The sequence below is a fragment of the Desulfosarcina sp. genome, assembly GCF_046496365.1.
Lineage (GTDB): Bacteria > Desulfobacterota > Desulfobacteria > Desulfobacterales > Desulfosarcinaceae > Desulfosarcina.
Window position 1 is genome coordinate 13,450 of the sequence record NZ_JAWOHB010000074.1, and the last position, 14,340, is coordinate 27,789.

The 14,340-nt window shown below is 56.8% G+C and carries 11 protein-coding genes; 5 read left to right on the top strand and 6 right to left on the bottom strand.

Features of this window, described 5'->3' with window-relative positions:
- Positions 1-2: 2 nt before the first annotated feature.
- Complete coding sequence (locus R6V78_RS06330) at positions 3-1,355, bottom strand: saccharopine dehydrogenase C-terminal domain-containing protein (protein ID WP_410288493.1); 1,353 nt, start codon at positions 1,353-1,355, stop codon at positions 3-5.
- Positions 1,356-1,716: 361 nt separating this feature from the next.
- Here R6V78_RS06330 and R6V78_RS06335 point away from each other — a divergent pair, with 361 nt between their 5' ends.
- A complete protein-coding gene (locus tag R6V78_RS06335) occupies positions 1,717-2,742 on the top strand; it encodes a dihydroorotate dehydrogenase-like protein (RefSeq protein WP_410288494.1) in 1,026 nt (341 codons plus the stop codon).
- Between the two features lie 33 nt (positions 2,743-2,775).
- On the opposite strand, the gene R6V78_RS06340 is transcribed toward R6V78_RS06335, so the two are convergent.
- Complete coding sequence (locus tag R6V78_RS06340) at positions 2,776-3,564, bottom strand: TrmB family transcriptional regulator (protein ID WP_410288495.1); 789 nt, start codon at positions 3,562-3,564, stop codon at positions 2,776-2,778.
- 323 nt (positions 3,565-3,887) lie between these two features.
- On the opposite strand from R6V78_RS06340, the gene R6V78_RS06345 reads away from it, so the two are divergent.
- From R6V78_RS06345 to R6V78_RS06360, 4 genes are all read left to right on the top strand, one after another.
- Positions 3,888-5,243: a PilZ domain-containing protein gene (locus R6V78_RS06345; protein ID WP_410288496.1), complete on the top strand. Its 1,356-nt coding sequence runs from the start codon at positions 3,888-3,890 to the stop codon at positions 5,241-5,243.
- Between the two features lie 118 nt (positions 5,244-5,361).
- Entirely contained in the window at positions 5,362-5,796 is a 435-nt protein-coding gene (locus tag R6V78_RS06350; RefSeq protein ID WP_410288497.1) for an iron-sulfur cluster assembly scaffold protein, read from the top strand.
- 141 nt (positions 5,797-5,937) lie between these two features.
- Positions 5,938-7,005, top strand: a complete 1,068-nt coding sequence (locus tag R6V78_RS06355) for an alpha/beta hydrolase (RefSeq protein WP_410288498.1) — start codon at positions 5,938-5,940, stop codon at positions 7,003-7,005.
- Positions 7,006-7,527: 522 nt separating this feature from the next.
- Entirely contained in the window at positions 7,528-9,081 is a 1,554-nt protein-coding gene (locus R6V78_RS06360) for a mechanosensitive ion channel domain-containing protein (protein WP_410288499.1), read from the top strand.
- Between the two features lie 51 nt (positions 9,082-9,132).
- On the opposite strand, the gene R6V78_RS06365 is transcribed toward R6V78_RS06360, so the two are convergent.
- The 4 genes from R6V78_RS06365 to cobI form a co-directional block, all read right to left on the bottom strand.
- Positions 9,133-11,094 (bottom strand): cation:proton antiporter, encoded by a 1,962-nt coding sequence (locus R6V78_RS06365; protein ID WP_410288500.1) that lies wholly within the window; start codon positions 11,092-11,094, stop codon positions 9,133-9,135.
- Positions 11,095-11,397: 303 nt separating this feature from the next.
- Entirely contained in the window at positions 11,398-12,411 is a 1,014-nt protein-coding gene (locus R6V78_RS06370) for a glycoside hydrolase family 3 N-terminal domain-containing protein (RefSeq protein WP_410288501.1), read from the bottom strand.
- Positions 12,412-12,534: 123 nt separating this feature from the next.
- Positions 12,535-13,593, bottom strand: a complete 1,059-nt coding sequence (locus R6V78_RS06375) for a nucleoside recognition protein (protein ID WP_410288502.1) — start codon at positions 13,591-13,593, stop codon at positions 12,535-12,537.
- Positions 13,580-14,314 (bottom strand): precorrin-2 C(20)-methyltransferase, encoded by a 735-nt coding sequence (gene cobI / locus R6V78_RS06380; RefSeq protein WP_410288503.1) that lies wholly within the window; start codon positions 14,312-14,314, stop codon positions 13,580-13,582. The genes R6V78_RS06375 and cobI overlap by 14 nt, the downstream gene beginning before the upstream one ends.
- Between the last annotated feature and the right edge of the window lie 26 nt (positions 14,315-14,340).

The following is a 14,340-nucleotide window of genomic DNA, read 5'->3' on the forward strand; positions in this document are numbered from 1 at the left end:
CGTCAATCCCCCCAATAGCTGCGTTCGTCGGCATCCAGTTCGGATCGCCGTTCTTTGAAACAGATGCCCAGGCGCCGGCATTCGGCCAGGAGGGGTGTATAGATCTCAGGATGGACCGGCCTGATCACGCCCACCTGGTTGACCTTGCCCTCAGCAACGAGACTGGCTGCGATTCCAACCGGGTAGCCTACGGTTCTGGACATGGAGCTGTCCCCCCCGGGAATGCCGCAGTCGATGAGGGTGGACTGGATGCGCTGCCGGGGCAGGTCCGGATAGATGGCTTCGAATTCATGGTGCATGACCAGCAGGTCCATCTCGCCTTCGCCATATACCAGGCGATTTTTAAGTGTGTGGGCGAACATCTCGAAAACCGACGCGGTGCCGATTTTCAACCGGCGGTCGGAGAGCAGCCCCAGCCACTCCAATTTTTTAAGGGTCAGCGAGTATGGCGGAATTTTGAGGTAGGCGGCCACACCCGCACGGACATCCTTTCCCCGGCAGTTGACGATGTTGGCCAACACTTCACGCGGGGTGATTTCATTGAAATCGAATTTCATCTTCCGGTTGAGCAGCCCCAGCTGTTTGATAAAATCCCAGGTTTCACAGTAGCCTACATTGCGCAGGGTGCCGCGATACATGCCGGCGGCATCCTCGATGCCGTATATCTTGAGGTAGGGCAGTGCGTCGCGGTTGACGTAGGCCTCGAACACGCCTGCCGCAGGCACACTTTTCAACCAGTAGTGCCTGAACAGTTCGTCTCCGGGGACCTCGATCACCTTGCCGTGCTCCATGTAGCGGCCGTCATTGGTGGCGGCCAGCATGGCACCTTCGGGGCTCCAGGAGAACTTGTACCCCAACGGGTTGTTGTTGTTTTCCAGGGCAGGCAGCCCGCCGCAATATGAAAAGAAGCTGTCGATGCGGCCCCCCTGCTGCTTTACCGTGTCGATGATCTGCATGGCCGACATGTGGTCCAAACCCGGGTCGACGCCGACCTCGTTGAGAAAGCACAATCCCTTTTCGCGGGCATCCCGGTCCATGGACTGCATCTCCGCCTTGACGTAGGAGGCGGTGATCAGGTGCTTGCCGTGGGTCACGCACCAGCGGGCGATGGTCGGGTGAAGGCTCCATGGCAGCAGGCTGACGACGATGTCGGCAGCCGCAATCTGGCCGCCCAGTTTTTCCGAATCGTTCACATCCAGACGGACCGAACGGCCGTTGGGGTGCCCGGCGAGGATGGACTCGGATTTGTCCATGGCCTGGTCGGCCAGAACGACCTGCATGCCGTCTTTCTCCAGCAGGTAACGAACCGCGGGCCGAGCCACCAGGCCGGCGCCCAAAATTAATATCCGCTTCATGATCGGAACTCCCTTACGACCCTTTTCCCCCGGTTAGGCGGACGGGAATAATAAAGCAATGATCTTTCAAAAGAGGAATTTTCTGTGCTCGCTCGATTGTTGCCACAAACCGGACAACATCTATCATTTCGCCGGTTTGGTGTCAAGCGCATTCGGGCTGCATGCCCCCCCATGGCCGCTGATTCCATTTAACCCGGTCCGAGACCGCGACGAGGCCCCAGTTTTTTTAAGAGGGTGGTGAACCCGGCTCGACTTTTACTCGGTTTGGGGTTATTATTTTCTCGTATGCATTTAATTTGCCGGAGGCAACCCGCTGCAGAGATGGACACTGACTATACCGATCAAAGGTTGAGGAGGAGAAATGGATCTAACCACGCAATACTTAGGCCTCGAGTTAACCAATCCAATTATTGTGGGCAGCTCTGGATTAACCGGTTCGGTCGAAAAGATTAAACATGCCGAAAAATGCGGCGCCGGTGCGGTCGTGCTCAAGTCCATGTTCGAGGAGGAGGTGGCCCTGGCGTATGCCGATTTTATGAAAACGGCCCAGACGTTTGCCAGCGACAGCCAGTATTTCGATTACGAGGGACGCAAGACCCCGATCGCGTACTACGATTACGTGGTCCGTGAAGAGAACCTGAAAAAGTACATCACCCTGATCGAGGAAAGTAAAAAAGCGGTTTCCATTCCGGTAATGGCCAGCATCAACTGTTTTCTGCAGTCTGTTGAATGGATTGCCTATGCGAAGCAACTCGAAGCGGCCGGGGCCGATGCCCTTGAGCTGAACATGTTTTTTCCCCCCACGGACTTTACAAAAAACCGGGTCGACAAGGAAAGCGTCTATTTCAAGATCACCGAGGAAGTCACCAAAACGCTTTCCATCCCTGTCGCCTTGAAGATCAGTCACTACTTTACGGATCTCGGTCCGATGATCCAGCGCCTGTCCAAAACAGGCATCGGAGGTCTGGTGCTGTTCAATCGATATTTCAGTCCGGACATCGATATCGATACCTTCCAGGTCAGCAACACCTTTGTTTTCAGCTCCCCTTCGGATCTGGCCATGTCATTGCGCTGGATCGCCATCATGTCCCAAAAGGTCGACTGCGATCTGGCCGCTTCCACCGGCATCCATGATGGGGATGCGGTCATCAAGCAGCTGCTGGCCGGAGCAGATGCGGTTCAGGTCGCTTCGTGCCTGTACAAAAACGGCCTCGACTATCTGGGACAGATGCGGGAACGGCTGGAAAACTGGATGTCGAGAAAGGGATTCAAACGCATAAGCGGCTTCAAGGGTCGGATGAGCCAGGAAAAAAGTGTGGATCCATCCGTGTACGAGCGCGTTCAATTCATGAAATACTACGGCGGGAAAAAGAGCGCGGTTGTCTGAGCGCGATAAATCAATCCATGCAACGCTGGCGGGCTACATATCATCCAGGATGATTGCATAAATTTTCTTTTCCTGGTCATCCATGGCCTGCCCCAGGGTGTGGGTTTTGTAGAGGAAATAATGAAAAAAGTCGTGCCGCAGGCTGTCCCGCCCGGCTGTGACGAACGATCGGTTGCGGCCCCAGTTGATGCGGCATTCCTGCGTGTTCCCGGTGGTGAACAGGCCGCCGAGAAACTCCTCTTTGTCCACCACCAAGTCGAAGGATCGCCCGCCCAGGTTGCGTTCGACCATTTCATGCTGTGGGTGAATCACCTGAATGGCAAAGGTTTTTGGAAAGGGTTCCATGAAAATGCATTTCACCTGGACCCCTTTTTTCTCGGCTTTTTTCAGAGGCCGCACAAGGGTTTCGGCTTCAGGCGGGGAAAGACGGACGTAGATCTCTTTGCGCGCGGCATCGATCATCTCAACGGCCTTCTCCATGACGCGCTGATGCCCGGTTAAAGTCCAGATGAAATCGTGATCGGCCGGAACCCGGACGTCGTTGGCCAAACTTTCGAAACGATCGAGATCCTCCTCATAAGCATGCCGCAATTGCTTGATCAACTCCCCGGGCGGCAGCGGAACAAATACACCTTTTTCGGCTTCCGTGACAAAGCCCCGCTTCTTCAAAGTACGAAGGATATCGTATATTCTCGCCCGGGGGATCCCCGAACACTTGCTTAATTGGGACCCGTTCACGGGGTGGTGTTGAAGCAGTGACAGGTAGGTGTGTATGGCGGAATCGGACAGACCGATGTTGCCCAGGTTGTAGGTCTTGTGCATGTTGAATCCTTATGTCGCCATCCGGCGCACAACTTTTTTTTTGCTTAACAGTCAGGCGTTTTCTTGTCAAGGCGGCAAACCGCACGATCCTGGGTCCCGTCAATTCCGCCGGCATCGCCGGCCCCGTTTTTTGACCCTTTTGCCATCTATTTGACATTGGCCGGGGCGCCGGTGCTCCGGTGGGCTTTCGTCCACCTTGAAAATCCTGGCCTGGGGTTCGATCGGGTCGTTGTCTTTGCATGGCATGAAACTTGTAATCCCGGTTGCCGATATGACCATGGCCTTCAACCGTTTTAAAGCCAACCCACTTGCAGGATGCCACGATGCCGTTTTTTAAAGCCAAGGAAGACATGGGGCTGGAAGCGAGCCTGAAACTGCTTGATCTGCCCCCGGATGCGACCATCGATGACGCAAACCAGGCCTATGCCTGTCTGCACCGCAGGATTGACCGGTTTCACCAGGATGCCGGAGGCAAGGGCCTTGAGGACCGGCAGGCGGACATGGCGCTGCTGACCTGCGCCTATGAAAAATCGGTTGCCCATCTGTCCGGTCACGCAGACCCTTGCCTTGCCGTGGGGACGCGGCAATCAACCGACCTTCACTTTACGATTAACTTTTCAGCTGACGTGGACAAGGCTTCGGCCCTCGATGGGCAGGCATCCCAGTGTGCAACGCAAAGCCAAACCGTTGAAGATGCGGTCTCCATCACCTCCCGGTGCCTGGAGAAGACGGAATTGGCCCTTCCTGATGCCCACCAGGCGGTGGCGTCAGCCGTGGCGTCGGCGGCGCAAGCCAGTCGACGCTATGCAATGACCAAACAGGAAAGAATCAATGCTGTTGTGGCTGCAAAATCATACAGAACCCGGTCGCTGCTGCTGGAAATAGAGGCCAAGCGGGCCATGGATGACGCCATGGCCCTGGCCGAACGTGCCCGCAACCGGGTCGTCGCGGCCAGACGGGCGGCCATGGAGGCCGGTGCCGAAGCAGACAAGGCCCGAAAGGAGGTCGGACGCCTTGGCAAATCAGAAGAGGCGGCCGCCGCTGAAGTAATCTGCGCCGAAGACCGGCTGGAAACGGCCAAGACCCGGTTGAAAACCTTGACCCAGACATTTTTGGAAACCCGCAACCGCTTGGCGCTTTTTCAGGGTGCCAGGGCTGAAGTGGACGGACTGAGAACCCGATCGCGGGAACATGATTATCCCGGCCCCGTGTCCGGTGTCGGACCGGGCCCATCCATGGCGCTGGACAAAGATGAATCGGCTTGCCGACAACAGATCATGTCCGAATTGCTTGCAATCGAGGCGGCTCTCAACGCCAGAAAACAGGAATCGATTCCGGTTGACTGCACGAGAGCGGTGTCGGCGGGCGCCGCCCGAGGAACCGCGGAAAGGCGGCAACACCCGCGCATTGTCTACCCGATCGATCAACGGCTCGTGCTTTCGATTGAAGATCGGACGATTTCCATCCTCGACCTGAGCACCACCGGCATGCGTTTGCAGCCGGACGCCGCAGCAGGCGGTTTGCGCATCGTCCGGGGAACCGTCGTTTTTCCCGGTGCAGCACCGCTGAAGGTCACCGGCAGGGTGGTCCGACAGGATGATCAGGGGCTGGGATTAAAGCTGGTGACTCGTATCGGCAACTGCATCCTGGATCAGGAGCGCCTCCGACTCATGGCCTGATCCTTTGCGGAGGTCAGGCGGTTGAATTTTTATGCCGCTTCTTGACACCCGTCCCAGAAAGGTCTATTCGTTTTCTCTGGAGAAAAAGAGAACCAACAGGACCTCGAAGGAACGGGACATGACAAAGATCCATGCAGCACGGTCAGCTGAAACCAAAGCCATTCAAGAGATGCTGACTGCATCCGGCTACTCCGACACAGCCATCAATTATTATATCGACAAACCCTACATGGGCCATATCCCCGATGCGGACATCACCTCCGAAATGACCGGTACCTGCGGAGACACAATGGGTATCTACATCAAGATGAACAATGGGGTGGTCGGGGAGGCAAAGTATCAGGTGATGGGCTGCGCCGGCGCCATCTCGGCCGCCATGGCGGTGGTGGATCTGATCAAAGGCAAGAGCCTGGAATTTGCCCGCACCATCGATGACGGCACCGTTTTCAAGGTGCTGGAGGAGATTCCCGTTAAAAAGCACCACTGTATCCAACTGGCCGTCAAAACCCTGCACAAGGCCCTGGACGCGCATTTTCTCAAAAAATCAGCCTGAATTGAGCCGGGTTGCCGATTGCTCTGGGCCGCCGCCGGTATTGATCCGGTGGCGGCCTTTTTGCTTTTGGGCATCCGCCGGGGGAAGGCATACGCGTGGCATTCGAACGCCATACCTGCTGCAGTATAGGGCTCGACAGCCGTGAAGCTTACCAACGCACAGCGCTTTTTCACGCCAACCAGCCTGCTTTCAGGTATCCTGTCACTGATTCTGATCGCCGGTTTGTTCGGCCCCGGTGATCAAATGGCGCATGCACCCGACGGCCAGCGTCTGGATATTGAAAAAGTCAGCCGGACGATGCCCGAACTCGATTTTGCGGCGGTGCCTGGACAAGCGGAACGCATGGTCGATTATTTCCGATTCTACGGTCTTGATTTTGAAGATGTGATCCATCATTTCGGTAGCTTCCCATCCGGCAACCATCTGATCGCCGGCCACGTATGGGTTCCAGCCGATCCGGCGGGCACATTTTTCCTGATGCACGGATACTTCGATCATTCCGGAACCTTGAAAAGCCTGATCCAGGCCTGCCTGCAAAAAGGCTTTGCCGTTGCCGCATTCGACCTGCCCGGGCATGGCCTGTCATCCGGCCAGAGGGGCTGCATCAACGATTTTTCGGAATATGTGGCCGTGCTTAACGATTTCATCAACCGCTGCGGCCAGGTCCTGCCGCCACCCTTTCATCTGGCCGCCCACAGCACCGGCGGTGCGATCGCCTATGAATACCTGAACCATGCCCCACGCATCGTTTTTGATAAGATCATCCTGTTGGCACCCCTGGTTCGCAATGCCCACTGGCGCCTGTCAACCGCAGGCTATCATCTGCTCAAGCCGTTCGTCGAAACAATACCCAGGGCGAACAGGCGAAACTCCTCGGACGAAACCTTTGTCGAATTTACCCGCAATGACCCCCTCCAGAATACACGTTTGTGCGTTCGATTCCTGGACGCCCTGCATGCATGGAACCGGAGAATACAGTCCTACGGCGTTATTTCAAAGCCGGTGCTGGTCATACAGGGCCGCGACGATGCCATCGTTGACTGGCAGTATAATCTCGGCTTCCTGAAGTCAAAAATCAGCCCTCTGGAAATTGAACGGATCGAAAACGCGAATCACCAGCTGGCCAATGAGAGCCGGGAATTGCGACAGCGTATCTTCAACCGGATCTTTGAATATGTCGACTCATCCGCGGTGGCCGGCGGCCCGTAAAAAGCGGATGCTCCCTTTTTGCGATCATGCCGGCTCTGGGAAGGATCGGTGCAGCGCAACCTATCGAAGCCATTATTTCCTTGATTGAATTTTGGCTCTTGGCTAAGGTGCCTCACGACCCGCCACTTCCATCCCGACGATTGTAAGCGCTTGTTTTAATGATTGGGGTCGCATCTTAATTATTCATTATTGACTGGTTTGGTATCTTCAGATTACAGATACCCGATCAGGGCGGATAGGCTGCCCGGTGGTTTCACCCTTCCCAAAGGTTCCCTATCCTGGCCAGGCCATTGCGCGTAGAATTTCCAGGCGCATTTTACCACATCATCAATCACGGCAATGCCGGCGAAGGCCTCTTCAACAGCCTTGGCGACCGTGAAAAATTTCTGGAATATTTAGAGGCTGCCAGTTCGGCAGGGATCTTCGGGAGGCGGGGAAGAACTGCCAGGCCTTTGTCGAAAACGTCGATCCATGGACGCTGGAAGATCCTGGCAAACCGACAGTGGATAAGCAGGAGCAAACATGAAGAAAACAACCCCTCCTTCGGGCAGGCACCGATGGAAAAACCGTGATTTGTCGAGGTTCATGGCGCGTGTTCCCGTGCAGCGACCCACATACCATTGCTCCAAAATGGTTGCGTGGGCAATTTTAATCGTTGCGGTGTATGGCCTGTTGACCCTGACGGCCATGGCACAGGAACCTGTCGGCAAAGTGGTCGGACCACAGAAACTGACCACACCCGCCCAGGAAGAGCTCTCCCCGGCACCCTCAAAGGTTGATGTAAACCCCGTTGCGCGCGATGAAGAGATCCACAGGCGACTCCAGAAGGTACTGCAGGCCACCGACTGGTTCACCGACCCACAGGTCAGGGTTGAGGAAGGTGTCGTCTTTCTCAACGGTCAGGTGGCCTCCGATGAGCTCAAGAAATGGGCCGGCGATCTGGCGCGCAATACCCAGGACGTCGTAGCGGTGGTCAACCGCATGGCGGTACGCGAGCCGTCGGCGTGGGATTTCAGTTCGGCGTCGAGTGGACTGTCGATATTATGGCGCGATTTTATCCGCGCACTTCCTTTTATTGTGTTTGGGCTGCTCATCCTGACGCTCTCCTGGATTGCCGGCCTGCTGGCAGCAAGAGGATCCCGTGCGTTCCTGCGCCGACGCATTCGGACGAGGCTCCTGCAAAATGTGATCGCGCGTGGGGTGGGTGGGATCGTCTTCCTCTGGGGCGTCTATCTCATCCTGAGAGTCTCCGGTCTGACCCAATTGGCATTGACGGTGGTCGGCGGCACCGGCCTGGTCGGTTTAATCGTCGGCATTGCATTCCGGGAAATTACCGAGAACTTCCTGGCCAGCATTTTTCTAAGCCTGCAGCGGCCGTTCGAGACCGGCGACCTGGTCGAGGTGTCCGGCGAGATAGGGTACGTGCAGCAGTTGAACATGCGCGTGACGATCCTGATGACCCTCGACGGGAATCTCGTGCAGGTCCCAAACGCCATCCTTTACAGGAGCAACCTGCGCAATTTCACGACCAATGCCAACCGGCGCGAGGAGTTTTTGGTCGGTATCGGTTACGACGACGCGATCGACGAGGCCCAGGAGATTGCACGCGAGGTGCTGGCAAACCACCCAGCCGTCCTGAACGACCCCGAGCCCTCGGTGCTCGTGGACAGCCTGGGAAGGTCCACGGTTAACCTGCGCGTCTTCTTTTGGCTCAACGGTCGCACGCACAGTTGGCTGAAGGTGCGCTCTTCGGTGATCCGGCTGGTCAAACGCGCCTTTCAGAATCGTGGCATCTCAATGCCTGACGAGGCCCGCGAGGTGGTGTTTCCTCAAGGCGTCCCCGTCTCCGTGATAGATGGAAAACCGACGGATGTGCAAGGCGCTGTGCCGAGAAAGCGACCTCCGGCGCAATTGCGGCAAGAAGCGCGCGATGCGGTGTCCACCAAGGCGGAAGCCGGGTTATACAGCGAAGCCGTCGTCATCGAGGGGCAGGCACAACAGGCACAGCTTTTGAAAGACACAGAGAATCTCTTGCCGGTTGCCTCCGGGAAACAGACGGAGGAACCAAACCCATAAAGGAAGGCAACGTTCAGGTGCTCCCGCCAGTGGCCGCAATGGCCCATCCAGTCATGCCTGAGCACTCATCAACGCGAAGTTCTTTCGATGTTCCTCACCCCCGATAATGGCGACCAGGTCATCCGGATGTAAAACGAAATCCGCATCGGGATTGGGCATGAGCCGTCCCCCGCGAACAACGCCCACCACGGATGCACCGGTTTTTTTGCGTATCTGGCTTTCACCGATCGACTGATGTACAATTGGACTTTCCTCAGCGATACGTATCCATTGCAGGTCAAACTGCTGTTCTGCGCCGCGAAGGTGGGACAGCACGCGGTAATCATCGTCATTGTTGAACAAATCTCCATAGAGTTCCTGCCGAATGGTATCCGTGTGACGTTGAACCTCCATCGGCGGGACCTGGAGGTGGAGAAGCGACCGGCGGGTCATCTCCAGGCTGGCCTCGAATTCCGGCAAAACCACTTCCGAAACCCCTAACTCCTTCAACAGGCTGAAATAATCCCGACCGGAGGTTCGTGCAACGATTTTGAGGCGCTTGTTCAGCCGCGTTGACTGAACAATGACCGATCTGGCTGTCACCAGCGCGGGCAGGGTCACGATCAGGAGGGTCGCCGCTTGGATCCCGGCGGCCTCAAGAACGATCTCCTGGCCAGCATCCCCATAAACGACAGCCATCCCGGCTTGCCTGGCCTCTTCAAAGCGCCGGTGGTCAAGCTCGACGATGACAAACCGGAGATTCAACCGCTTGAATACCTGTGCGATCTGGAAGCCCACGCGACCACCGCCGATGATGACGACATGGCCGCTATAGCCCTCGTCCGGGATGTTGGACGACTCGAGCACCTCATGGCGGAACCAGCGCTTTTTGAAGGCATACAGCCTGGTTGTCTGGCCTGAAACCAACGGCGTGAGCACCATGGTCAGGATCGCCGCGGTCAATACCAGGGCGTAAAGGTCATTGCTGATGGAACCGGTCGACATCCCCACCCTGGCCAGAACGAAGGAAAACTCGCCGATTTGAAACAGGCCCAGGCCAACGGCCAGAGGGATGACATTGCGATAGTTGAACAGCCTTGAGATCAACGCGAAGATGAGTCCTTTGCCGATACACACGGCCATTACCACAAAGATGACCTGCCGGATGTGATCCAGCATAAATGCCGGGTCGAACAGCATGCCCACCGATGTAAAAAAGAGCAGCCCGAAAAGATCCCGCAAGGGGATAATGTCGCTCAGGGCCTGGTGGCCATAATCGGATTCGCTTAGAACCATGCCGGCCACAAATGCGCCGAAGGCGAAGGAGAGCCCGACCAGATGCGTGACATAACCGATCCCAAGTCCGATGGCGGTGATGGCCAGGATAAAAAGCTCCCTCGAGTTCAGCCTTGCGATGTGCGCCATCAGCCGCGGCAGCCATCTGGTTCCCAGCAGGACCATTCCGGCCAGGAATGCGCCGGCCTTGAGCGCCGCCAAGCCGATTGCCGGAACTCCCAATGCCGGGTTGTTCAACTGGGGAAGGATGATCATCATGGGGATAACCGCCAGGTCTTGGACGATCAGCATCCCGATCATCACCTTGCTGGAGATGGTTCCCAACCAGCCCTGGTTCATCAGCGTTTTGAGCAGCACCATGGTGCTGGACAGAGAGATCAGGGCGCCCAACCATAGCGATGGCTTCCAATCCCATCCCATCAAAAGCCCGATGCCAAACCCGAGACCGATGGTCACGGCCATTTGGATCGGCGTCCCCACCAGGGCGATCATTTTGACTGGTTTGAGATCCTTAAGAGAAAATTCGAGACCGAGGGCAAACAGCAGCAGCGCAATGCCGATTTCGGCAAGCAGTTCGATCTCGTGGATATGGGAGACCGTCAGGCCCCCCGTATGCGGGCCCAGGAAAACCCCGGCGGCGATGTAACCCAGGATGATGGGTTGACCCAGACGCTGCATCAGCAGCCCGAAAAAAAATGCGGCTACAACAAGCATGATGATGTCGGTGGCGATGCCCATTTATGCTCCGTGTCGTTAGGATGACTTCTCTACCGCCTGCTGAATACAGTATATCGCAATGGCAAGCAAGCGCCGGCGGCGACCCGGTGAAATCCGACTTCTCCTCGGTGCAGGCAATCCGGTTGACACGGCTGACTGCGATGGATGAACAGGATCAGTTTGCAGCCGCAGGAAATGGCTCAGGCGGCCGGACGTCTCCTGGAGATGGAACAACAACGCACCCGGACCGCACTGGACCGTATAGGTTCCGGCGACTACGGTTATTGCGTGCATTGCGAGGCGGTGCTGTCTACTGGGATGCACTTATCTCGATGGCCAACTCCCGGCCAAGTAGGTGTTTTTCAGCCGCAGAATCCGCTCCACCGACCGCTGTCCCATCTGCCTGAGATCGGGCTCGTCAACCAGTGATTTGCGGATCTTTTCACAGGCCGCTTCAATATCCGGGCCTTTGTGGCAGATGAGCGCGATGTCCACATCGGCAGCCATGATCTGGCCGATGGCGGTGTCGATGGGGTGGCTGGGTTTGATGGCTCCCATATCCAGATCGTCGGTCATCACGACACCTTGATAGCCCATTTCCAGGCGCAGCAGATCTTTTGTAATCGCCGGACTCAAGCTGGCCGGCCATATCGGATCGATGCCGGTGTAACGGATATGGGAGAGCATGATGCCGGCCACATTGCCGGCGATGGCAGCCTTGAAGGGAATCAGGTCGAAACCGGTCAGATCATCCTTTTCCGTATCCAGGTCCGGCAGCGCCAGGTGGCTGTCCACAACGGTACGACCGATGCCGGGAAAATGCTTGGCCACCGCCATGACCCCGCACTGTTGAAGATGATCGATTACCGTCATGCCCATGGTGGAGACCCAGGCTGGGTCGCTGCCGAAGGCACGGCCGGCCATGATGCTGTTCAACCCTTGGGGAACGACATCCAGCACCGGCGACATGTTCATGTTGATGCCCATATCCTTCAGTTCTTTGGCTGTAACCCGTGCGAATTGAACGGCATCCCGGGGATGCTTCATGGCCGGATTTCCCCTAAACTGGGAAAAAGGCGGTTTGAGCCGGGCCACCTGCCCGCCCTCCTGGTCGATGGAAATAAACAGCGGCGGCAATCCGCACCTGCCTGCGTATTCCTGGCATTCACGACACAACTGCCGGATCTGGGCCGGTGTATCCAGGTTGCGGGAGAAGAGAATCAGCCCCCCTACCCGCAGGCAGCCGATGAGAAATTTCAGGTCATCGTTGAAGCCGGTGCCGTCGAAGCCCACCATCAAGCGCTGGCCGGCCATCACTTCTTTTGACAGTTCGATCATCGATCCACCCTTGGGTTGAAGCTCAAAAAATGTTGTTGAACCCTCCCCGCGGCAAGCCGCGGGGAATGCGCTCGCTACCGCGGTTCAGCATAAAGGCAGGCCCATTTACTCCCGCGGCCGCCCCTAAAAAAAGAGATAATAACCCACGCCGACGATCACCAGGCTGACAACCCGCAGCCCCTGGCCGAGAAGCAGCAATTGAACTCCCATGGCCGGTGAGAAGATGCCCATGTAGTGCGGCAGCTGGTGTCGCAGGGCGCGGATGGGAAACGCCACCACATTCCCCGCCAGCAGAGCGATCACGGTTTGTTTGATGGTCAACACCCCTGCCTCCATCAGGGCGCCGGCGGCAGCGAAGCCGGAAGTGAATTCAGCGGCAAAGCTAAAGATGATTACCGACAAAGATTCCACCGGCAGCACGCTGGTGACCACGAAACGGGCCAGCCAATCCCGGGCCGCATCAAACCCGCCCATGGCGCTGGCCATGAACACCAGCGTATAAATCGGAATCACATACAGGGCAATGCGGACCAGCCGCCCGGGCAGCCGTTTTTTCATGCTGGCAACCATTGCCGCCCTTTTCCGTGCAGGTCTTTCCGTCTGATTGATCCGATCGGCAATCGCCCCGGAAATGGAATCTGATCGGCAGAACATGCGGCCATAGATCACCACCATCAGCGTTCTGAACACTTGTGCCGTAAAGGTAAGCAGAAAGTAGAGCGCTCCGGCCCAGCCGGTAAGGGGGATGACAATGAAAAAAGTGGTGGGAAGGTGAAGGAAATAGGCCGGCAACTGGTTCATGAGATTGCCCAGAAAAAGTTGCCGGCGGGTAATCTTCTCTTCCTTGAAAAACTCCCACAGCATGGCGTTTGCGGCCACACCTGAAAAAAATGAGGTCGTGAAAGCGGCCGAACAGCGGTCACCCAGGTTGCTGAAACGGAACAGAGGAGCCGCCACCACCGCCAGGTGCCGGGTCCATCCGGTGGATTCGATGATATGCCCCACCACCAGCCCCAGGGTGATGAACACCAGCAGACGCAGCAACGGCCATAACAGACGCACCGTCAACCGATCGGCGGTAAGCGTTTCCAGGTTCAACACCCCCCAGGCAACCACCAGAAGGGATATGACTATAGAAACAGCCATCGATTTGTATGGCAACCCCGGCTCAGTGGGCTTCATGGTTGTGGTTCTTTTTGGCCAGGATCAGGGTCCAGTATCCCGGTTTGCGCTTTTTCAAAGTTTTGATGTCTTCGATCACCTCTTCATCTGCCATGCAGCAGTTGGCCACGGCCACACTGTTGTCAAGCATGTGCTTTTCCGCCAGGGCATCGGTGATGTCCCCGACATTGCGGTAGGCTTTCATGAAAACCACGTTGTCCACGGTTTCGGAAAGCAGTCGCAGGCGGTGGCCGCCCTCCACCCCGGACAACACCAGCAGCGATTCCTCCCCTTCCACCAGGGGCCGGTTGATCCGGGCGGCGGCAGCCTGATAGGCGGTAATCCCGGGAACGGTGACCACCGGTGCGTCAGGCGCCAGGGCAAGCACGTACTTGAGCACATAGCCGTAGGTGGCGTAGGTCAGCGAGTCTCCCAGGGTGAGGAAAGCCACATCGCGCCCCTTTTCCAACTCGGCAATGATGGTGCGTGCGTGGGCCTGCCAGCAGGCCTCTTTTTCGATCTGGTTCTTGGTCATGGGAAAAGGCAGAAGTCTCACCTCACTGGTTTCCGGGATGTGCGGGGCGGCAATCGTGACAGCCTGACTGTGACTATTTTTTGTCGATGATGCCGCGAAGATCAGCGCAACCCGTTGGATGATCTTTAGCGCTTTGAGGGGAATCAGGTCTGGATCACCCGGCCCCACGCCGATGCCGTATAGCGTTCCGTAATGGATAGTGTTCATGGTGTCGCCTGTTTTTTTATGTCCGT